Source organism: Rhodococcus sp. Q1 (assembly GCF_004153645.1).
In the GTDB taxonomy this organism is placed as follows: domain Bacteria; phylum Actinomycetota; class Actinomycetes; order Mycobacteriales; family Mycobacteriaceae; genus Rhodococcus; species Rhodococcus gordoniae.
In genome coordinates, this window is sequence record NZ_SDMJ01000014.1 from 24818 (window position 1) to 46480 (window position 21663).

At 69.0% G+C, this 21663-nt stretch carries 16 protein-coding genes, 1 tRNA gene and 1 pseudogene; 10 read left to right on the forward strand and 8 right to left on the reverse strand.

The genetic code is table 11. From position 1 onward, the window contains the following. Window positions 1-6 precede the first annotated feature (6 nt). The 6 genes from EQ874_RS22175 (at window position 7) to rdgB (ending at window position 4666) form a co-directional block, all read left to right on the forward strand. A complete protein-coding gene (locus EQ874_RS22175; RefSeq protein WP_016935701.1) occupies window positions 7-585 on the forward strand; it encodes a DUF2017 domain-containing protein in 579 nt (192 codons plus the stop codon). Further along, window positions 582-1676: a P1 family peptidase gene (locus EQ874_RS22180; RefSeq protein ID WP_129978215.1), complete on the forward strand. Its 1095-nt coding sequence runs from the start codon at window positions 582-584 to the stop codon at window positions 1674-1676. Before EQ874_RS22175 ends, EQ874_RS22180 begins: the two co-directional genes overlap by 4 nt. Window positions 1677-1702: 26 nt before the next feature. Continuing rightward, window positions 1703-2332, forward strand: a complete 630-nt coding sequence (locus EQ874_RS22185) for a rhomboid family intramembrane serine protease (protein WP_129978216.1) — start codon at window positions 1703-1705, stop codon at window positions 2330-2332. A gap of 130 nt (window positions 2333-2462) precedes the next feature. Next, window positions 2463-3224: a cyclic nucleotide-degrading phosphodiesterase gene (locus tag EQ874_RS22190; protein ID WP_129978217.1), complete on the forward strand. Its 762-nt coding sequence runs from the start codon at window positions 2463-2465 to the stop codon at window positions 3222-3224. Window positions 3225-3258: 34 nt separating this feature from the next. Then, complete coding sequence (gene rph, locus EQ874_RS22195; protein ID WP_129978218.1) at window positions 3259-4047, forward strand: ribonuclease PH; 789 nt, start codon at window positions 3259-3261, stop codon at window positions 4045-4047. 7 nt (window positions 4048-4054) lie between these two features. Beyond that, window positions 4055-4666: an RdgB/HAM1 family non-canonical purine NTP pyrophosphatase gene (gene rdgB / locus EQ874_RS22200; protein ID WP_129978232.1), complete on the forward strand. Its 612-nt coding sequence runs from the start codon at window positions 4055-4057 to the stop codon at window positions 4664-4666. A gap of 164 nt (window positions 4667-4830) precedes the next feature. Here the strand turns inward: rdgB and EQ874_RS23445 are convergent. From EQ874_RS23445 to EQ874_RS22220, 3 genes and pseudogenes are all read right to left on the reverse strand, one after another. Beyond that, window positions 4831-5124 (reverse strand): annotated as a pseudogene (locus EQ874_RS23445) (DUF3349 domain-containing protein); the annotation flags it as partial. Window positions 5125-5581: 457 nt separating this feature from the next. Further along, window positions 5582-6037, reverse strand: coding sequence for an ATP-binding protein (locus EQ874_RS22215; protein WP_129978220.1), 456 nt, complete (start codon window positions 6035-6037; stop codon window positions 5582-5584). Window positions 6038-6092: 55 nt separating this feature from the next. Beyond that, window positions 6093-6449: an STAS domain-containing protein gene (locus tag EQ874_RS22220; protein WP_129978221.1), complete on the reverse strand. Its 357-nt coding sequence runs from the start codon at window positions 6447-6449 to the stop codon at window positions 6093-6095. 171 nt (window positions 6450-6620) lie between these two features. Here EQ874_RS22220 and EQ874_RS22225 point away from each other — a divergent pair, with 171 nt between their 5' ends. The 3 genes from EQ874_RS22225 to EQ874_RS22235 all read left to right on the forward strand — a co-directional run bounded on the left by EQ874_RS22225 (window position 6621) and on the right by EQ874_RS22235 (window position 9884). Beyond that, a complete protein-coding gene (locus EQ874_RS22225) occupies window positions 6621-7811 on the forward strand; it encodes a fused response regulator/phosphatase (RefSeq protein WP_129978222.1) in 1191 nt (396 codons plus the stop codon). 70 nt (window positions 7812-7881) lie between these two features. Beyond that, window positions 7882-9447 carry a sensor histidine kinase gene (locus EQ874_RS22230; protein WP_129978233.1) on the forward strand — a complete coding sequence of 522 codons (1566 nt, stop codon included), beginning with the start codon at window positions 7882-7884 and terminating at the stop codon, window positions 9445-9447. Beyond that, window positions 9444-9884: a response regulator gene (locus EQ874_RS22235; RefSeq protein ID WP_016934293.1), complete on the forward strand. Its 441-nt coding sequence runs from the start codon at window positions 9444-9446 to the stop codon at window positions 9882-9884. The genes EQ874_RS22230 and EQ874_RS22235 overlap by 4 nt, the downstream gene beginning before the upstream one ends. An 85-nt stretch (window positions 9885-9969) precedes the next feature. On the opposite strand, the gene EQ874_RS22240 is transcribed toward EQ874_RS22235, so the two are convergent. From EQ874_RS22240 to EQ874_RS22260, 5 genes are all read right to left on the reverse strand, one after another. After that, complete coding sequence (locus tag EQ874_RS22240) at window positions 9970-10347, reverse strand: DUF3817 domain-containing protein (RefSeq protein ID WP_016934294.1); 378 nt, start codon at window positions 10345-10347, stop codon at window positions 9970-9972. Further along, window positions 10344-10760 (reverse strand): hypothetical protein, encoded by a 417-nt coding sequence (locus EQ874_RS22245; RefSeq protein ID WP_026003323.1) that lies wholly within the window; start codon window positions 10758-10760, stop codon window positions 10344-10346. Before EQ874_RS22245 ends, EQ874_RS22240 begins: the two co-directional genes overlap by 4 nt. A gap of 69 nt (window positions 10761-10829) precedes the next feature. Next, a tRNA-Leu gene (locus EQ874_RS22250) sits at window positions 10830-10914 on the reverse strand. 28 nt (window positions 10915-10942) lie between these two features. Next, on the reverse strand, window positions 10943-11434 hold the full coding sequence (locus EQ874_RS22255; protein WP_016934295.1) for an HNH endonuclease: 492 nt from the start codon (window positions 11432-11434) through the stop codon (window positions 10943-10945). After that, on the reverse strand, window positions 11434-11973 hold the full coding sequence (locus tag EQ874_RS22260) for an HNH endonuclease signature motif containing protein (RefSeq protein WP_129978223.1): 540 nt from the start codon (window positions 11971-11973) through the stop codon (window positions 11434-11436). The genes EQ874_RS22255 and EQ874_RS22260 overlap by 1 nt, the downstream gene beginning before the upstream one ends. Window positions 11974-12375: 402 nt before the next feature. Between EQ874_RS22260 and EQ874_RS22265 the strand changes: the two genes are divergently transcribed. Then, the gene (locus EQ874_RS22265; protein WP_129978224.1) at window positions 12376-21657 is read left to right on the forward strand and encodes a type I polyketide synthase; all 9282 of its coding nucleotides are present in this window, start codon (window positions 12376-12378) and stop codon (window positions 21655-21657) included. Window positions 21658-21663: the final 6 nt, after the last annotated feature.

A 21663-nucleotide genomic window follows, 5' to 3' on the forward strand; every position in this document is an offset into this window, starting at 1 on the left:
ACCGACGTGCGGCAGTGGACCAGGAAGAACTCGCTCAGCGGCCCCAAGCTCCGGTCGGAGATGGACGCCCACGAAGCGTCGGTGCTGCGCTCGCTCGTGTCCTCCGTGCTGGGCATGCTCGAGGAACGCGCCGGGCAGGCCCCGCAGGACGACCTCGCCGCCTTGACCGGTCTGCGCACCGGTAACGCCGTCCCCCCCGAGATCCCGGCGCTGCGCCGCCTCCTGCCCGACTTCCACCGCCCGGATTCCGACTCCGCCGCCAACGTCGGCGACGACGCTGCCGACCTCAACGGTGCGATGCGGAGCCTGCACGAGCCGAGCATCATCGACGCCAAGCTCGCGGCCGGCGCGGTCATTCTCCGCACCGTGCCCGAAAGCGGTGGCAAAGTGGTGCTCAACCCCGAACAGGCCGAAGCGTGGCTGTACGGACTCAACGACGTGCGGCTCGCACTCGGCACCACCCTCGGCATCGACGCCGACACCCCCGACGTCCTCGACGACGACGATCCGCGCGCCCCGCATCTCGACGTCTACCACTGGCTCACGTGGATGCAGGACTCCCTCGTCCAGGCGCTGCAGCCGTGATCGTGCCGGGACCGACCGACTCCCTGCTCGACGTCGCGGGGCTGAGCGTCGGTCACTGGCACCGCCTCGACTCCGAGGTCACCGTCGGCACACCCGAGATTCCCGGCGAGGGTGCCGCCACCGGATGCACCGTCGTACTCGCCGACCCGTCGGCCGTCGCGTCGGTGGACGTGCGCGGCGGGGGACCGGGCACGCGGGAGACCGACCTGCTCGATCCGAGCCACTCGGTGCAGCGTGTCGACGCGGTCCTCCTCACCGGAGGCAGCGCGTACGGGCTGGCCGCCGCCGACGGCGTGATGCGCTATCTCGAGAAGAACGGCAGGGGGATCCCGATGGGCGCCCCCGGCGCGGTCGTCCCGATCGTCCCCGGCGCCGTCGTCTTCGATCTTCCCGTGGGGGAGTGGTCGGTGCGGCCGACCACCGATTCCGGATGGGCTGCCGCGGCCACCGCGAGCTCCACGCACTTCGCCCGGGGGAGCGTCGGCGCGGGCACCGGTGCCCGCGCGGGGGCGCTCAAGGGCGGACTCGGATCGGCGAGCGTGCAGATCACGGACGGTCCCGCGGCGGGAATCACCGTGGCGGCGCTGATGGTCGCCAATCCCGTCGGGTCGGTGTTCGACCGCGTGACCGGCCTGCCCTGGGGCGTCGACGCCGCGCGCGCCGAAGAACTGGGACTGTCGTCGCCCTCGGCATCGGACCTGGCAGCAGCCCGGGCGCTCGGCGACAAAGGCACCGTCCTCAACACCACGATCGGCGTGGTGGCCACAGACGCGCCGCTGTCGAAAGCGGCGTGCCGTCGGGTCGCGGTCACCGGTCACGACGGGCTCGGGCGCGCGATCCGTCCCGCGCATTCCCCGCTGGACGGCGACACGATCTTCGCTCTGTCGACGGGCACCGCCGACGTATCGGACACCCTGCGCGCCGCGCCGTCGATCCCGGCCTTCGCCGCCGAACTGCCGATCCTCGCCGCGGTCTGCGAGGCCGCGGCCGTGGTGGTCGAACGCGCAATCGTCGACGCGATCCTCTCCGCGACCTCCGTCGCCGACATTCCCGCCTATCGCGACGTGCTGCCATCGGTCTTCGGCCGCTGACCGATATATGACGGCAGAATGGTTCCATGACCATTCCCAGCGGTACCGGCGCCGACACCCGTCTCCGGCCGATCTGGCAACGTGCCGGACTGTGGATCGGGGGATTCGTCGCGATGCTCTACGGCGTCGAAGCCGCCGACGCGGTGCTCCCGGCCGATCTCGACGCCGCCGGTGTCGAGCCCCGCACCGCCGACGGACTGTGGGGTGTGTTGTTCGCGCCGATCCTGCACGCCGACTGGTCCCATCTGACCGCGAACACCGTGCCCGCCCTCGTCCTCGGGTTCCTGGTGCTGCTCTCCGGTATCGGCCGCGGGCTGGCCGCGACCGCGATCATCTGGGTCGTCGCCGGATTGGGGACGTGGCTGATCGCCGGCTCGGGCGAGACCCACATCGGTGCGTCGAGCCTGATCTTCGGTTGGCTCACCTACCTGATCGTGCGCGGCGTGTTCACGCGTAAGGCGGGGCAGATCGTGCTCGGTGTGGTGGTGCTGTTCCTCTACGGCGGCATGCTGTGGGGTGTGCTGCCGAGCGAACCGTGGATCTCCTGGGAAGGGCACTTCTTCGGCGCGGTCGGGGGCGTCCTCGCGGCGTGGGCGTTGTCCGCCGACGCGCGTCGTGCGCGCCGCACCACCACGACGTCGGCCCTCCCTCGCTGAACTCCACCGACCGGCCGCGGAAGGTGGCCGAGCGATCCGCGCGTCACACCGTCACGGCCACTGTGAGTCTGCGCCCGTAATACGCGCGTTGGCTTCATCGAGGGACCTTCGGCATGGCAGCATGGCGTGTATGCGCATGACCGTTCTGGGGTGCTCGGGCAGTGTGGCCGGGCCGGATTCCGCAGCCTCCGGCTACCTGCTGACGGCACCGGACACCCCGCCTCTGGTCATCGACTTCGGTCCCGGCGTCCTCGGAGCGCTCCAACGGCACGCCGATCCCGGTGAAGTATCGATCCTGCTCTCCCATCTGCACGCCGATCACTGCCTCGACCTGCCCGGTCTGTTGGTGTGGCGCCGCTACTCGCCGTCCCGCCCGCACGGCCGCGTCCTCACCTACGGCCCCGCCGGGACCGCCCACCGCATCGGCGTGGCGTCCGCCGAGATCCCCGGCGAGGTCGACGACGTCAGCGACACCCTCGACGTCCGGATACTGGGCGACGGCGAGCCGATCCGGTTCGGGAGCCTGACCATCTGCCCGGGGCGCGTCCATCATCCGCCGGAAGCCTACGGTTTCCGTATCTCCAGCGATTCCGGTCGCACCCTCGTCTACACCGGCGACACCGGGATGTGCGACGAGGTGGTCGAGCTCGCGCGCGGAGCCGATGTGCTGCTGGCCGAGGCATCGTGGACCCACGCACCCGGGCAACGCCCGGAGGGGATACATCTGTCCGGAACCGAAGCCGGTCGCATCGCGGCTCTCGCCGGTGCCGGCGAACTCCTCCTCACCCACATTCCGCCGTGGACCTCCCGCGAGGACGTCATCGCCGAAGCCAAGGCCGAGTACTCCGGACCGGTCCACGCGGTCTCGGCCGGAGACGTGTACCGCATCTGAAACGCCCGTCCCGCGATCGCCTAGGCTCGGACGGGTGACGACACGAGAAGACGGCAGAGCGGACGACGAACTCCGGACCATTCGCATCACCCGCGGATTCACCAATCATCCGGCGGGCTCGGTGCTCGTCGAATTCGGGCAGACCCGCGTGATGTGCACCGCCAGCGCCGAGGAAGGCGTCCCGCGGTGGCGTAGGGGATCCGGGCTCGGCTGGTTGACCGCCGAGTACGCGATGCTCCCCGCCGCCACCCACACCCGCAGCGGACGCGAGTCGGTCAAGGGCAAGCTCGGCGGCCGCACCCAGGAGATCAGCCGCCTGGTCGGCCGGTCGCTGCGCGCGTGCATCGACCTCGCCGCGCTCGGCGAGAACACCATCGCGATCGACTGCGACGTGCTGCAGGCCGACGGAGGTACCCGCACCGCAGCGATCACCGGCGCCTACGTCGCCCTGGTCGATGCGGTCACCTACCTGCGTGCCGCAGGCCGCCTCGCCGACCCGCAGCCCATCTCGTGCCAGATCGCCGCCGTCAGCGTCGGCGTGGTCGACGGGCGTGTCCGCCTCGACCTGCCCTACGAGGAGGACGTGCGCGCCGAGGTCGACATGAACGTCGTCGCGACCGAGACGGGCACCCTCGTCGAGGTTCAGGGCACGGGCGAAGGTGCGACCTTCCCGCGCTCCACGCTCGACGCGATGCTCGATTCGTCGCTCGCCGGGATCGCGGAACTGTGCCGGATCCAGCGCGAGGTGCTCGCCGACCCGTACCCGGGTGCTCTTCCCGAGCCGGTCGAGTTCGAGACCGTCAAGAAGAAGTTCGGAGTCTGACGTGCGGGTGCTGGTCGCAAGCCGCAATGCGAAGAAGCTGCGCGAACTGCAGCGCGTGCTCGACCGCGCAGGGATCGAAGGCATCGAGCTCGTAGGCCTCGACACCGTCCCGCCCTACCCGGAGGCTCCCGAGACGGGGGAGACCTTCGAGGCGAACGCCGGGGCCAAGGCGCGCGACGGCGCCGCGGCCACGGGCATGGCGTGTGTGGCCGACGACTCCGGTCTCGAGGTCGACGCCCTCCGCGGCATGCCAGGAGTGCTGTCCGCGCGCTGGAGCGGACGTCACGGCGACGACGAGGCCAACACCGCACTGCTGCTCGGACAACTGCAGGACGTGCCGGACGAGCGGCGCGGGGCCGCCTTCGTGTCGGCCTGCGCGCTCGTCGTGCCGTCGGACGACGGATTCGTCACGACCGTCGTGCGCGGTGAGTGGCGCGGCAGTATCGTGCGCGAACCGCGCGGCGACAACGGTTTCGGATACGACCCGGTCTTCCGCCCCGAAGGCGAGGAACGCACCGCCGCCGAACTGTCCGCGGACGAGAAGGACGCACAGTCGCACCGAGGACGGGCACTCGCCCAGCTCGTACCCGCCCTCGCTGCGCTCGCCGCGACCGGTTAACGCACGCGGGCCTGCGTTCTGCGCTCCTCGTGGAGGGGTTCCGCAGCGCCGGTATGCGGTGTGGCAACGGCATCGGACGGCGGCACCGCGGTCGTGCCGGATGCGACCTGCCCATCCGGCTCGTCGAGCTCGCCCGGCTCGTCCCCGCGGGAGAGCTCACCACCCACGACGGGCCAGCCCGCAGCGACCAGCAGTTCGCGGACCCGCTCGACGTCCTGCGGGTCGGGTTCCTCGTGGATCACCCCTGCCACGATCTTCCGCAGGGTGTCGTGATCCACCTTCCGCTCCGGGTGCTCGGACGCGGTCGCCGCTGCCGTCTCGATCGCCTCGAGAAGTTCCTCGTCCGTGAGTCGGCGTTTGAGAACGGCCAGCAACGCGAAATGATCCTTGGCCGGGATCCCTTCGGGATATCCCGCCCGTAACCAGTCCAGTACCGCCCGTGGGTTCCACAGCGCCATCGTCGCCTCCTCACTCACCGCCCCGCGTCGGCCACTTCGAGTACACAGTGCCGGGCGGGACCCCCTGTCGAAGTCACAGGGTTCCCGCCACGATAGCGAGGAACACCTGCTTCTTCCCGTCAGGGCAGTCACATCTCCGGTCAGGCACATTTCTCGTCGGGCGGTCGACAACCTCCGCGACGACGGCCTCCTTGCGAGGAAGCCCCGCCACAGCGAGCCCGGACCGATTTCTGCGGCCCGTGCGAGTCGCGGTTCCGAAGAGATCGACACCCGAACGCCGGCTGCTCGAGCATCTCGGCGACCGTGCCGCACGGCGCGAACCGGCACCGAAGTTCGGCACCGCGAAACCAGAGGCCGGCGCCCTGCAGGGGTGACGACAACGGCCGTGGGAGGAACATCGTGTTCCTCCCACGGCCGTGTGCTTTCGGGAACGTGAGACGCGCGCCTACCGCGCAGATCAGCCCGCGTCGTGTGACGAGAGTTCGTCGCCCTCTGCTTTCTCCGAGTCGTCGAGCGCCCACCGCATCTCGATGACCGTGCCCTCGGGGCCGGCCGAGACGTGGACGTCGCTGGCCAGATTACGGATCAGCGTCAGCCCGTGACCGCGTGAACGCCGGGCGTCGCTGTCGACGGCCTCGTGCCACGAACCGTGGTCGCTGACACGCACGAGCACCTCACCCTCGTGGGGCAGGAAGGTCGCCTCGTAGTCGAGGGTCCCGTGCGCATCGTCCGGCGCATAGGCGTGCTCGACGGCATTCGCGAGCGCTTCGTAGCTCGCGAGCAGAATGTCCTGTCGTCGGTCCTCATCGAGCGGCAGCTTCGCCAGCCACCGCCTCGTGACGACCCGCAGGCCTGCAATCTCGGTCGGGTCGGCTCGCACACCCGACGACCGGATATCGTCGGGAAAGAGCAAGGCTGACTCCTCGGGGGCAGACGACATGACTCCTCGGTTCGTCGGGTGCGGCGGCCTACTCGGAGACTCCTTCCGGCGAGGCACCGAGGCCGGCGAGCGCGTCGTCGAGCTTCGGGTGGATCGCCAGGACCTCTCCGAGGCCGAGGAGCTCGAGCGGGCGTGCCGTGGCACTACCGTGTGCGACCACGGCGAAACCGACGGCGTCGGTAGCACGCTTGGACAACTCGACCAACAGAGCGATACCCATCGAAGCGAGAAAATCAACACCGCTGAGGTCGACGATCAGTCCGGTGATGTCGGTGTCGAGCAACCCCAGGGCTTCGTTCTCGAGCAGTGGAGCGCTCGTCATGTCGACTTCACCGTCGACGGACAGCACAGCAACGGAACCGTTGCGAGCTGTCGAAAGAGTCATATGTGGATGCGCGGTCAATGGATCGTTCACCTTGTCATCATGCAAGATCGTGCCGACAGATGCACACATCGGTCCATTCGTCGTAGCCCCGGCGCTCCGTGGCCACCCTGTGAGCACGGTGTCGTGGAGTCTGTAATGTTCCCTTTCGACCAGGGAGGGAGGGGCGACCGAGTGGACATGCACCGAGCGCAGGGTGAGTCGGTCGAACCGCCGTCGTTGCTCCTCATCGAGGACGACCCCGGTGACGCACTCATCGTGGAGGAGCTGGTGGTCGACAGCGCCCCCGAGATGACTGTCGTGTGGGTTCAGACACTCGCGCAGGCCCGCGACGAACTCACCGCATCCCATCCCGATTGCGTACTTCTCGACCTCCACCTGCCCGATGCGAGCGGCCTCGAAGCGGTCGCGCGCATCCAGGAGATCACCGATTCGGTACCCATCGTCGTCCTCACCGGCCTCGCCGAGGAACAGACCGGCCTCGCCGCACTCTCGGTCGGCGCCCAGGACTACCTCGTCAAGGGACGCGTCGAGCCCGATCTGTTCGGCCGTGCCGTCCGCTACGCCATCCAGCGGAAGCAGACCGAGATCGCGGCGGCGGAACTCCAGGCGAGCCAATTGCACGCGCAGGAGAACGCCCGGCTCGAGCGCGGTCTGCTCCCGTCTCCGCTCCTGCGCGACGCCCAGGACTTCGACGTCGTCACCCGCTATCGTCCCGGCCGGTCCTCCGCGTTGCTCGGTGGCGACTTCTACGACGTCGTGCAGACCGACGACGGCACCGTGCACGTCCTCATCGGCGACGTCTCCGGCCACGGTCCCGACGAAGCCGCTCTCGGGGTGGGGCTCCGGATCGCGTGGCGCACGCTCGTGCTCAGCGGCGTCGACGGTCCCCGGCGGCTGCAGCAACTCGAGGAACTCCTCGTCGCCGAACGCACCGAGAGCCGATTCTTCGCGTCCATGACCAACCTCACGATGTGGGCCGATCGACGCACCGTGGAGGTCACGAGAGCAGGGCACCCCGGCCTCCTGCTGCGCCACGCCGGAACCGTCGACTGGGTGGAAGCCCCCGGCGGCCCTGCTCTGGGCCTGCTGCCGGGAACGGCCACCTGGCCCGTCCACACGATGGATCTGCCCGAGGGCGGCGCGATCGTGCTGTTCACCGACGGACTCTTCGAGGGCCACCGCGGACCGGGACCGGAACGACTCGGCGAGGAAGGACTTCTCGAGCTCGCGCGCGAACGTGCCCATCTCTCGCCCGCCGAGTTCACCGACGCCCTCATCGACGGCGCCGAGAAGCTCGCGGACAGTAGAGGGGGACTGTCCGACGACGTGGCAGTCGTCCACGTGCAATGGAACAGGAAGTGATCACCACCGCATGACCGAGAGCGACGCAACGGCAGAGGCGGGGGACACGCGTCGCCCTCCGCCCCGGGGAATGACGGTCCAGGGCTGGTTCCTGCTCGTACTGAGCGTGATGGGGCTGTTGGTGATCGTCGGCACGGTGGTGGGCAGCTACTACCTTCGAGAGACGACCGAGGCCTCCACCTACGTGCGGGATCGCATCCAGCCCGCCCGAGCGGAGGCGTACCGCCTTCAAGGCGCACTCCTGAACCAGGAGACCGGCGCCCGCGGATACATCCTGGCTGCCGATCCCGACTTCCTCTCCCCCTACGAGCAAGGTAGGCAGGAGGAAGCTGCGGCCGCTGCCGAGTTGCGCACACTGGTGGGCGACGACGCGAAGTTGCTCGCCGACCTCCGGTCGATCGAGGTCCACGCCGCCGAATGGCGGCGTGTGTACGCCGAGCCTCTCGTCTCCGCGGTGATGCCGGGAGAGCCGCGCTTCGTCGACCCCGCCGCCGTCGATGCAGGTCGTGTCGCATTCGATCGTCTCCGCGAGGCATTCGAGGTCCAGAACGCCGATCTCTTGCAGGCCAAGACGGAAGGTATCGAGTCACTCGAGGACATTCGGGCGACCCGTGATCGGATCCTTGCCGGCATGGTCGGGGTGTTCCTTCTCACCGGGGTGGGCCTCGCTGTCCTGCTCCAGATGATCGTGGTGCGGCCGATCCAGCGTCTGCGGCAGGCGTCGCGCGCCGTGATCGCAGGGGCGAACTTCGGGCGTGAGATCGAACCTCAGGGTCCTGCCGACATCTACGCCCTCGGCCGGGACGTCGAGGACATGCGCGAGCGGATCGTGCACGAACTGCAGGTCGCGCACGAGCGCGAGGAGCAGCTCGAGAGCCAGGCGACGGAACTCCGGCGTTCGAACTCCGAACTGGAGCAGTTCGCCTACGTCGCCTCCCACGACCTGCAGGAGCCGCTTCGCAAGGTGGCGTCCTTCTGCCAGCTCCTCGAGAAGAGATACGGCGACAAACTCGACGAGCGCGGCACCCAGTACATCGCGTTCGCGGTGGACGGCGCCAAACGCATGCAGGTGCTCATCAACGATCTGCTGACCTTCTCTCGGGTCGGACGCGTCAGCGATGCGCACGTCCGCACCGAACTCGACGTCACACTCGACGCGGCCCTGACGAATATCTCCCATGCCGTCGAGGAATCCGGCGCGAAGATCCTCCGGCCCGACTCCCTGCCGACGATCGTGGGCGATCCCACACTGATGATCATGTTGTGGCAGAACCTGATCGGGAACGCGATCAAGTTCCGCCACGAGGACCGGCCGGTGGAGATCCGCGTCGCCTGCGAGGAGATCGTCGAGGGAGACGACGAACTCTGGCGGTTCTCCGTGCAGGACAACGGCATCGGTATCGCCGAGGAGTTCGCCGACAAGGTCTTCGTGATCTTCCAGCGGCTGCACGGCCGGGATGTCTACACCGGAACCGGTATCGGTCTGGCGATCTGCCGCAAGATCGTCGAGTACCACGGTGGAGAGATCTGGCTCGACCCGCAGTATCGGGAGGGCAGTCGTTTCTGCTTTACGATTCCCAAGGCAGGCGACGACATGTCTGCAACCGAAGTCGCTCTGAAAGGGGCATCTGCATGAGCGTTTCCGGGCGGCCGATCGACGTCCTCCTCGTGGAGGACGACCCCGGCGACGAATTGATGACGCGAGAAGCGTTCGAGGACAACAAGATCGGCAACAATCTGCATGTGGTACGCGACGGCGAGGAAGCGCTCGACTTCCTCTACCGGCGCGGGGAGCATGCGGATGCTCCTCGGCCCGATCTGATCCTCCTCGACCTGAACCTGCCCAAGTACGACGGGCGGCAGGTCCTCGAACACGTCAAGTCCGACGACGACCTCACCGACATTCCCGTTGTGGTCCTCACCACCTCGGCCGCGGAAGAGGACATCCTGCGCAGCTACAAGCTGCACGCCAACGCGTACGTGACGAAGCCGGTCGACCTCGACCAGTTCATACGCGCGGTGCGCCAGATCGACGAATTCTTCGTCCAGGTGGTGCGCTTGCCGCGCCGCTGAGTTCGCGCTGCACAGACGAGATCGGGCGGATCCTGAAAGGGATCCGCCCGATTCGTGTTCGTGAAGGTCTCGTGGAGGTGGTGGTTCAGACGCCGAAATCGGCCTTCACCTGCTGGGTGCGCTTGTGCTCGACGAAGAACGACAGGAATGGGATGGTACCCGCCAGGAGCGTCCACACCGTGCGGGCGATCGGCCAGCGCACCTTGATCGACAGGTCGAAGGTGAGGACCAGGTACACCGCGTACACCCAGCCGTGCACGATCGCGATCCAGGCCGGCACGTTCTCGACACCGATGATGTACTTGGCGACCATCTCACCGGTGAGGATCAGCAGCCAGATACCGGTCGCGTAGGCGAGCACGCGGTAACGCAGCAGGGCGGACCGGATCTTCTTCCGGTCGGCGTCACTGACGACGCGCGGCGTGGTGGCCTGGCCGGACGCCTGCTCGGGGGTGGTGCTCACTGAGCGCTCCTATCGGACCTGCGCGCGAGCTGCGCGAGGTACTCGTTGTACTCGTTGATCTGTCGTGCGTCGGGATCCGCGGCCTCCTGCTCGCGGGCCTCGGCGAGCGTGCGCGGACGGGTGGGAAGAAGATCCTCGGGGATCTCGGTGGGCTCGTCCGGCTCGGACGGGCGTCGCCCGCCGGTGCTCTCGGCTTCCTGCTCCTCGGCCTCGAGGCGCACGAAGCGCCGGTAGGCGTAGACGCAGAAGAAGGCGAAGGCGGGCCACTGGAGTGCGTAGCCGAGATTCTGATAGGTACCGCCGACCGCCTCGAAGCGGACCCACTGCCAGTATCCGAGGCCGAGACATCCGGCCGCGGCCACCAGGACCAGAATGATCAGGGCCAACCGGCGGGGAGGGCGATGCTCGGACACGCCCTCGACGGTACCCGAACGGTGCACCGACCTGCCAAGACCGGTCGGTGCACCGTGGGTGAGGTCACGTGGTGCGCGAGGGGGGACTCGAACCCCCACGTCCGAAGACACGGATACCTAAAACCCGGGCGTCTGCCAATTCCGCCACTCGCGCCAGACCTCAGCAGGATACGGCATAGATGTCACTCCGGCGCGATACGGTGCTGCACATTTCGTCCGGCCCAGGTAGGCGTCTGACTGTGACAGTTGGGACAGAGGAAGCGAAGGTTCTCCGGGCGGGAGTCGCCGGGGTTCCCGTCGATGTGATCGACATGCAGGGTGAGCGGCCTTCCGTTCCATTCGGGTTCGATACCGCATCGGGTGCACCGGTAAGGGCGTCCGTACTCGACGAGTGCCCGTCGGAGCTGATCCGGTCTCGTGCGCCGAGAGCCGTACGGCTTCTCGATGAGCAGGTCGCGCCACTCGTGACGGACGTACGGTCTGCGCTCGGTTGTCCGGGGTCGCCCGGTGAAGTGGGAGGTGTCGATACCGAGTGCGCGGATCCTACGGCTCAGGTGGGTGTGGTGTCCGCCATTCGGTTTGAGGCCGAAGTGACGCATGACCTCGGCGAAATTGACGCAGTTCCGAACCGCTTCTTCCAGCATCTCCTTCGTGTATTTGACCGGCCTCGCCATCACGCCACCTCGTCGGAATTCGATCCGATTCGGCCGGGAATCCGTTCGGATGATTCGTCGAGAACGCGACGTATGTTTCGGCCTGCCCACGTCGGCGTCTGGCTGTGGCAGTTGGGGCACAGGAAGCGGACGTTGTGCGGTCGGGAGTCGTTCGGATTGCCGTCGATGTGATCGATATGGAGCGCGAGTCGGGATTCGAGCCATTCCGGTCCGATACCGCACATCTCACACTCGTGGGCGCGACCGTATTCGAGGAGCGCCCGTCTGAGTGTCTTGGTCTCCTTCCGATTCGCACCGGCCGGTGCAACCGTGAGCACGTCCGACCAGTGCAGCCGGTTCCGGGCCGGTCGCCCCTTCTGGTGGGCCATTCCTCGGAAGTGGGATGTGTCGATCCCGTAGGCCTCGATCTTTCGGTTGACGACAACGTAGGAACCCCCGCCCGCCCGCAGTCCTAGATATCGGAGGACACCTGCCGTGCTGATGGACGCCGCCACCGCCTCCTCGAGTAGTTCCTTCGTGTATCCGATCCGCTTCCTCATCTCGGCCCCCTGTCGAATGTGTGTTCGAATCGTCCGGAAGTTACCGCGTGGGCCCGACACGTTTTCGATCTTGCGATGCACGATCTACGCCGCCCGTCAATAGATAACAATTTGATAACGAAAAACGTGAGGGATTCCTCGGGTTCATGGACGTCCACGCATCGGCGTAGCCAGGAATGACTCGGGTTACCGACCGGTTGCTTTTGTTCCGAATTGTGAGCGAAATCACTGGCAAGAGGGGTGTCGGGCAAACTATGCGAAACAAAACATGAGGAACCCCTCATGATTCTGTGCGAACCTGGGCGTGCCCGAACAGCGGACCACTAGTCCAGCAGCACACCGGCGCGCAGCGCTGACACACGAAGCCTCGACGCCGGGGTGTTCAGGAGAGGAACCACACGCGTGACGATCGACGAGACCACACCAGGCGACAACGGACGGAACTCGAAGGCATCACGACGCACCACCGATCGGTCCACGGCAGCCGCTCCGGCCCGTGCCCTGGTCGACAAGCTCCTCGCGGGCGAGCCCTACGCGCTCGCATTCGGCGGTCAGGGAGCCCCCTGGCTCACCTCGCTCGAGGAGCTCAGCCGCGACAACGGACTCGAACCGGTCCTCACCGACCTGGTCAACCGCGCCACCGCGCACCTCGCCCCGGTCGCGAGCGATCTCGTCGTGGTCCGTCCGACGGGCTTCGACCCCGTCGCGTGGATCCTCGAGGCCGAACTCGCCGACGAGGACGACGCGCCCGCCGGCCCCTCCGAAGCAGCTCTCACCTCTGCCGCCGTGTCGCTTCCCGGCGTCTTCCTCACCCAGGTCGCCGCGCTGCGCGCGCTCGCGAACCAGGGCCTCGACGTCGACTCCGTCGCACCGAGCGCGGTCATCGGCCACTCGCAGGGTGTCCTCGCCGTCGAGTCCGTCGCCGCCGCCGGCCGCAAGGACGCCGAGATCCTTGCGATCGCCCAGCTCATCGGTGCCGCCGCGACCCTCGTCGGTCGTCGCCGCGGCTTGATCTCCGGCGCCGGCAAGTACCCGATGCTCGCCGTCGCCAACGTCGACCCCGAGCGCCTGCGCACGATCGTCGCCGAGGTCTTCGAAGACCAGGATCCCGAGCGCAGCGCCGTCGTCGCCATCCGCAACGCTCGTCGTCGCGTCGTGCTGTCGGGCCCGCCCGCCGCACTCGAGCGCGTGCAGCAGCGCTGCGAGCAGATCTCGGCCGCCGAGACCCGCGAGCGCGAGGCCAAGAAGCGCGGCGGTGCGGTCTTCGCCCCGACCTTCGAACCTGTCGCGGCCGAGGTCGGATTCCATCACCCCGCTTTCGCCGACGCCGTCGAGCAGGTCGCCGAGTGGGCCGCTCGCTGCGAGCTCGACGCCGAGCTCGCGCGTTCGCTCGCGGACGCGATTCTCGTCGCCCCGATCGACTGGGTCGAGCAGGTCGACTCCGCCGTCGCGTCCGGTGCCTCGTGGATCCTCGACCTCGGTCCGGGTGAGCTCCTCACCCGCATGACCAGCTCGGGCCTGCGGGGTCAGGGCGTCGGCATCATCGCCGCCGCGACCCGCGGTGGCCAGCGCAATCTCCTCACCCCGGGCGCCGAGCCCGAGGTTCCGCGTGCCTGGTCGGAGTTCGCTCCGAAGCCGGTCGCGCTGCCCGACGGCCGCATCGCCGTCGAGACGGCCTTCACCCGCCTGACGGGCCGCTCGCCGATCCTGCTCGCGGGCATGACGCCCACCACCGTCGATCCGAAGATCGTCGCCGCGGCCGCGAACGCCGGTCACTGGGCCGAGCTCGCCGGTGGCGGTCAGGTCACCGAGCAGATCTTCGCCGAGCATGTCGCCGAGCTGACCGAGCTGCTCGAGCCGGGCCGCGCGGTCCAGTTCAACTCGATGTTCCTGGACCCGTACCTGTGGAAGCTGCACGTGGGCGGCAAGCGCCTCGTGCCCAAGGCCCGTGCGGCAGGTGCGCCCTTCGACGGTGTCGTCGTCACCGCCGGTATCCCGGAGCTCGACGAGGCAGTGCAGATCATCTCCGATCTGCGTGAGGCCGGCATCGAGCACGTCGCCTTCAAGCCGGGCACGGTCGCGCAGATCCGTTCGGTGATCCGCATCGCCAACGAGGTCCCGGACTACCCGGTCATCGCCCACATCGAGGGCGGCCGCGCCGGTGGTCACCATTCGTGGGAGGACCTCGACGACCTGCTTCTCGACACCTATGCGGAGCTGCGTACGCGCCCGAACCTGGTGCTGTGCGTCGGCGGTGGCATCGGTACGCCGGAGAAGGCCGCCGAGTACCTGACCGGCCGCTGGTCGACCGTCTACGGTTTCCCGGCGATGCCGCTCGACGGCATCCTCGTCGGTACCGCCGCGATGGCGACCCTCGAGGCCACCACGGCCCCCGAGGTCAAGCAGCTTCTCGTGGACACCCCCGGCACGCCCGACTGGGTCGCCGCCGGCACCGCGACCGGCGGTATGGCCTCCGGCCGCAGCCAGCTCGGCGCCGACATCCACGAGATCGACAACGCCGCCTCGCGCACGGGCCGCCTCCTCGACGAGGTCGCCGGTGATGCCGACGCCGTGGCCGCGCGCCGCGCCGAGATCGTCGAGGCGCTGAACGGAACGGCGAAGCCGTACTTCGGCGACCTGGACACCATGACCTACCTGCAGTGGCTCGAGCGCTACCTCGAGTTGGCGGTCGGTGCGGACAACGGCGCCGAGTTCGACTGCGGCAGCGATCTCGGTGATGTCCTCGCCGAGGCGCACACCAGCCCGTGGCTGGACGTGTCGTGGCGTGAGCGTTTCCGCGACATGCTGCAGCGCGCCGAGGCCCGCCTGCATCCCGTCTGCCGGGGCCCGATCCCGACGCTGTTCGACGACGACGCGGTGCTCGAGCGCCCGTACGCCGCGATCAAGTCGCTGCTCGCGCAGTATCCCGACGCGGGTGACGTCGTGCTGCATCCCGCCGACGTGCCGTTCTTCGTGTCGCTGTGCCGCACCCCCGGCAAGCCCGTCAACTTCGTTCCGGTCGTCGACCAGGACGTGCGTCGCTGGTGGCGTTCGGATTCGCTGTGGCAGGCCCACGATCCGCGTTACTCCGCCGACCAGGTGTGCGTGATCCCCGGCACCGTCGCCGTTGCCGGCATCACCCGTGTCGACGAGCCGGTCGGTGAACTCCTCGACCGTTTCGAGAAGGCCACGGCCGACGAGCTCGTCGCCGAGGGCGCGGTGCCGGTGGAGCTCGCCGCGCGTCGCCACCGCGACATCGCGCCGGGCCTGCTCGACGCCGTGCTGTCCTCGCCGGACGTCTCGTGGGCGGGTCGCCAGACCCGTAACCCGATCCACCGCCTCGGTGATCTGGGCGAGTGGACCGTCGAGTCGGAGACCGCTGCCTCGCACGCCCCGACGGGTGCGACCCTGACGATCCTCGACGACGAGCACGTCGGCCTGCGGGTTCCGCTGGTGCGCGACAAGGCCGTCGAGATCCGCCTCACCGTGCCCGCCTCGGTCGTCTCCGGTGGCGCGCCCGTCGTCACCGAAGTCGACGCCGATGCGTCGATGTCCGCTCTGCTCGGTGTCGCCGCCGGTCAGGAACTCCCCGAGGTCAGGAAGGGCGCTGCCCGTATCACCCTCGGCTGGCTGCCGGAGAAGACCGCCGACCACGCCGGTGTCACCGGTTCGGGTCTGCCCGCGAACCTGACGCCGAGCGGCAACGGTGTGCCCGACGTGCTCGTGGGTGCCTGCTGGCCGGCCGTCTTCGCCGCGCTGGGCGCCGCCCGCACCGAGACCGATCTCTCGGTCATCGAGGGCATGCTCGACCTGGTCCACCTGGACCACGCGATCGACGTCAAGAACGGTCTGCCGACCGAGCCTGCCTTCCTGGGCGTCAAGGCCGAGGTCACCGGTGTCTCCGACACCGACCTGGGTCGCGTCGTCGAGGTCGACGTGGTCATCACCGCCGACAGCGGTGACGGCTCGGGCGACCGGGTGGTCGCCACCCTGGCCGAGCGGTTCGCGATCCGTGGCCGCACCGGCACCGCCGATCTCGCCGATCCGGTCCGCGCCGGTGGTGCTCTCACCGAGGCCGTCACCGACACGCCGCGTCGCCGCCGTCGCGATGCCGTGATCGTCGCGCCGACCGACATGAGCGCCTTCGCGAGGGTCTCCGGCGACCACAACCCGATCCACACCTCCGACAACGCCGCGCTGCTCGCCGGTCTCGGAAGCCCGATCGTCCACGGCATGTGGCTGTCGGCTGCGGCTCAGCAGGTCGTCACCGCGATCGAGCAGGACGCGAAGCTGCCGGTCCGTCGTCTGACGGCGTGGACCGCCCGTTTCCTGGGCATGGTCCGTCCGGGCGCGAAGATCGACGTGCGTGTCGACCGCATCGCCACCGACGGTGGAGCCGAGGTCGTCGAGGTGGGCTGCCGTGTCGACGGTGATCTGGTGATGGTCGCGACCGGCCGTATCGCCGCCCCGAAGACCGTCTACGCCTTCCCGGGCCAGGGCATCCAGCGTCCCGGCATGGGTCTCGACGCCCGTGCCCGCTCGAAGGCCGCCCGCGAGATCTGGGAGCGCGCAGACAAGCACACTCGTGAGGCCCTCGGCTTCTCGATCCTCGCCGTGGTCCGCGACAATCCGACGGTCCTCAAGGCCCGCGGGGTCACTCACAAGCATCCCGACGGTGTGCTGCACCTGACCCAGTTCACGCAGGTCGCGATGGCGACACTGGGTGTCGCGCAGATCGCCGAGCTGAAGGAGGCCGGCGCGTTCGTCGAAGACGCCTTCCTGGCCGGTCACTCGGTGGGCGAGTACAACGCGCTCGCCGCCGTCGCCGGTGTGCTGCCGCTCGAGGCCGTCCTCGAGGTCGTCTTCCAGCGCGGCTCCGCCATGCACGCCCTCGTGCCGCGCGACGAGCGGGGCCGCTCGAACTACCGCATGGCCGCGATCCGGCCGTCGCAGTTCGGTCTGGACGATGCCGACCTGCAGGCCTTCGTCGCCGGTGTCGCCGAGGAGACCGGGGAGTTCCTCGAGATCGTCAACCTGAACCTGCGCGGTTCGCAGTACGCGATCGCCGGCACGGTCGCGGGTCTCGAAGCCCTCGAATCCGTGATCGAGCGCAAGGTCGCCGAGTTCGGTGGCAAGCGCGCGTTCATCCTGGTCCCGGGCATCGACGTGCCGTTCCACTCGACCGTGCTGCGCGGCGGTGTCGACGACTTCCGCGAGCGCCTGCTGGCGCTGCTGCCGCAGGAGATCGACCCGGACATCCTCATCGGCCGGTACATCCCCAACCTCGTGCCCAAGCCGTTCAACCTGGGCCGCGAGTTCATCCAGGAGATCGCCGACCTGGTGCCGTCGCAGCCGCTCGCCGAGGTCCTCGCGGACTTCGACCGCTGGTCGGTCACTCCGGTCGAGCTCACCCGCGTGGTGCTCGCCGAGTTGCTGGCCTGGCAATTCGCGTCGCCGGTGCGCTGGATCGAGACCCAGGATCTGCTGTTCGCCGACGAGGCCGACGGTGGTCTCGGTGTCGAGCGGTTCGTCGAGGTCGGCCTCGGTGGCGCGCCCACCGTCGCGAACCTCGCGTCGCAGACGCTGAAGCTGCCCGGTCGTTTCGGTCAGCCCGTCGAGGTGCTCAACATCGAGCGCGAGGCGTCGATCGTGTACTCGACCGACACCGACCCGGCTCCGGTCGAGGACGACGAGCCGGCCGCACCGGCCGCCGAGGCCGCTCCCGCCGCCGCTGCGGCCCCGGCACCCGCCGCGGCTCCTGCTGCGCCGGCCGGTGGCCCCACCCCGGACGACATCGCGTTCAAGGCCGCCGACGCCACCAAGGTGCTCATCGCCCTGTGGACGAAGCTGCGCCCGGATCAGATCGGTCCCGCCGACACCATCGAGGCGCTGTGCGACGGCGTGTCCTCGCGCCGCAACCAGCTGCTCGTCGACCTCGGTTCCGAACTCTCGCTCGGTGCGATCGACGGTGCAGCCGACGCCGACATGGGTGCCCTCGCCGGCACGGTCGACCGTCTCGCCCGCACCTACCGTCCCTTCGGCCCGGTGCTGTCGGACTCGATCAACGACCACCTGCGCAAGGTGTTCGGCCCGTCGGGCAAGCGTCCCGCCTACATCGCCGACCGTGTCACCAAGGTGTGGGGTCTGGGCGAGGGCTGGGCGTCGCACGTCACCGCCGAAGCTGCACTCGGTAGCCGCGACGGTGCGTCCGTCCGCGGCGGTGACCTCGGTGGTCTGACCGACGGTGCCCTGGCGGATGCCGCTTCGGTCGACAAGCTGATCGACGCCGCCGTGCAGGCGGTGGCCTCGCGTCGCGGAATCGCCGTGTCCATGCCGTCCGCCGGTGGCGGCGGGGGAGCCACGGTCGACGCCGCTGCCCTCGGCGAGTTCGCCGAGCAGATCACCGGCCGCGACGGAGTTCTCGCGAACGCCGCACGCCTCGTGCTCGAGCAGCTCGGCCACACCGAGCAGGTGTCGGGTCCGGCCGACAAGGCCGACGACGAACTGGTCGACCTGGTGTCGGCGGAGCTCGGCTCCGACTGGCCGCGTCTGGTCGCACCTGCCTTCGACGAGCGCAAGGCCGTCCTGATCGACGACCGCTGGGCCACCGCCCGTGAGGACCTGGCCCGTGTCTGGCTCGGTGAGCAGCTCCGGAGCGAGCGGTTCACCGGTTCGGGCCGGACCGTCGCCGCGCACGCCGAGTTCTGGGGCCGCAAGGCCACGGAGGCCGGTCGCACGGAGCTGGCGCAGACCTACGCCGCGATCGCCGAGGCCGCCGTCGTCACCGAGGGCGCCGAGTACGCGGACGAGATCGCCGTGGTGACCGGCGCCAGCAAGGGCGGTATCGGCGCAGCGGTCGCCGCGAAGCTGCTCGCCGGTGGTGCGACGGTCGTCGTCACGACGTCCTCGCTGAACGACAGCCGCCTGGGCTTCTACAAGGAGCTGTACGCACGTAACGCGCGGGCCGGTGCCGCTCTGTGGGTGGTTCCCGCGAACATGGCGTCCTACAGCGACGTCGACGCCCTGATCGAGTGGATCGGCACCGAGACCGTCGAGGTCGCCGGTGGTGCGAAGAAGCTGATCAAGGACGCGCTCACCCCGACGCTGCTCTTCCCGTTCGCCGCGCCGCGCGTGGCGGGTTCGCTCGCCGACGCCGGTGCGCGCGCCGAGATGGAGATGCGGGTGCTGCTGTGGTCGGTCGAGCGACTGATCGCCGGACTGTCGAAGATCGGTTACGACCGCGACGTCGACACCCACCTGCACGTCGTGCTGCCCGGTTCGCCGAACCGCGGCAAGTTCGGTGGCGACGGTGCCTACGGTGAGGCCAAGGCCGCACTCGACGCGGTCATCAACCGCTGGAGCGCCGAGCGCACCTGGGCCGAGCGCGTCACCCTGGCCCACGCCCTCATCGGCTGGGTGCGCGGCACGGGCCTGATGGGCGGCAACGACCCGCTGGTCGACGCCGTCGAGGCTGCCGGTGTGCGCACCTGGTCGACGGACGAGATGGCCGAGGAGCTGCTGAAGCTGGTCGGACCGGAGGCCACGCGTCTCGCTGCCGAGGCCCCGCTCGTCGCGGACCTGACCGGTGGACTGTCCGAGGTGGATGTCGACCTGCCGGCGCTCGCGAAGCAAGCGCAGGACTCGGTCGACGCCGTCGAGGAGACCGAGGACGGCACCGCGACCATCGCGGCGCTGCCCGAGCCTCCGCGCGCGGAGGCACTGCCGACCCCCGAGTGGGGCACGGTCACCGCCGACCTGTCCGACACGGTCGTCATCGTCGGTGCCGGTGAGCTCGGCCCCTACGGTTCGGCTCGCACCCGCTTCGAGATGGAGGTCGACGAGGAACTGTCGGCCGCCGGTGTGCTCGAACTGGCGTGGGTCACGGGCCTGATCGGCTGGGAGAACGATCCGAAGCCGGGCTTCTACGACACCGAGACCGGTGAGCTGGTGCCGGAGGCGGAGATCGCCGACCGCTACCACGACGCGGTGGTCGAGCGTTGCGGCATCCGCCGCTACGGCGACGAGGGCGCGATGATCGACAACACGGCGCCGCTGCTGACCTCGGTCTTCCTCGACAAGGATCTGTCCTTCGTCGTCGGTTCCGAGGCCGAGGCCCGCGCGTTCGTCGACTCCGATCCGGAGAACACGGTCGCGTCGGTCGACGCCGAGTCGGGCGACTGGACCGTCACCCGCAAGGCCGGCACCGAGATCCGCGTGCCGCGCAAGGCGAAGCTGACCCGCACGGTCGGCGGTCAGATCCCGACCGGCTTCGACGTCACGAAGTGGGGCATCCCCGCCGACATGGCGGACTCGGTGGACCGGGTGGGTCTGTGGAACATCGTCACCACGGTCGACGCCTTCCTCACCGGTGGCTTCACCCCGTCCGAGCTGCTGCGCTGGGTGCACCCGTCGATGGTCGCCAACACACAGGGCACCGGCATGGGCGGAATGTCGTCGATGCGGTCGCTGTACATCGACACGCTGCTCGGCGAATCCCGCGCGAACGACATCCTGCAGGAGGCCCTGCCGAACGTCATCGCCGCGCACGTCGTCCAGTCGTACGTCGGTGGCTACGGCGCGATGGTGCACCCGGTCGCGGCGTGCGCCACGGCTGCGGTCTCCGTCGAGGAGGGCGTGGACAAGATCAAGCTCGGCAAGGCCGATCTGGTCGTCGCCGGTGGCTTCGACGATCTCGGTATCGAGGGCATCGTCGGCTTCGGTGACATGTCCGCGACCGCCAAGTCGGAGGACATGCAGGCCAAGGGCATCAGCGATCGTCGCTTCTCCCGCGCCAACGACCGTCGTCGCGGTGGATTCGTCGAGTCGGCCGGTGGCGGCACCATCCTGCTCGCCCGCGGCGACGTCGCGCTCGAGATGGGACTGCCGGTGCTCGGTGTGGTCGCGTGGGCGGGTTCGTTCGCCGACGGTGTGCACACCTCGATCCCGGCGCCCGGCATCGGTGCACTCGGTGCGGGTCGCGGTGGACGCGAGTCGGGTCTGGCGAAGGAACTGCGCAAGCTCGGCCTCACGGCCGACGACATCGCGGTGATCTCCAAGCACGACACCTCGACCGCGGCGAACGATCCGAACGAGGCCGAACTGCACGAGCGTCTGGCCGGTGCGCTGGGCCGCAGCGAGGGCAACCCGATGTTCGTGGTCTCGCAGAAGTCGCTGACCGGTCACGCCAAGGGTGGCGCCGCCGCCTTCCAGCTGATCGGCCTGTGCCAGGTTCTCGCGCAGGGTGTGGTTCCGCCGAACCGCAGCCTCGACTGTGTCGACGAGAAGATGGCGGAGTTCGAGCACCTGGTGTGGCCGCGCACACCGATCCGCTTCGGTGAGCAGCTCCCGCTCAAGGCGGGTCTGCTCACGAGCCTCGGGTTCGGGCACGTGTCGGGTCTGATCGCCGTGGTGCATCCGCAGGCGTTCGTCGAGGCGGTCCCGGCCGAGCGCCGGGAGGCCTACCTGGCCGAGGCTGCCGAGCGCACCGTCGCCGGCAAGCGACGCCTGGTGGACGCGATGACCGGTGGGGCGTCGCTCTACCAGCGTCCCGCGGATCGTCGCCTCGGTGGCGATCACGTGCCTGCAGCGGCCACGCGTCAGCTCGAGGCGGACATGCTGCTCTCGGCGGAGGCGCGTCTCGGTGACGACGACGTGTACCGCTCGGGTCTGCCCGGCTGCAAGTAAGTAGAC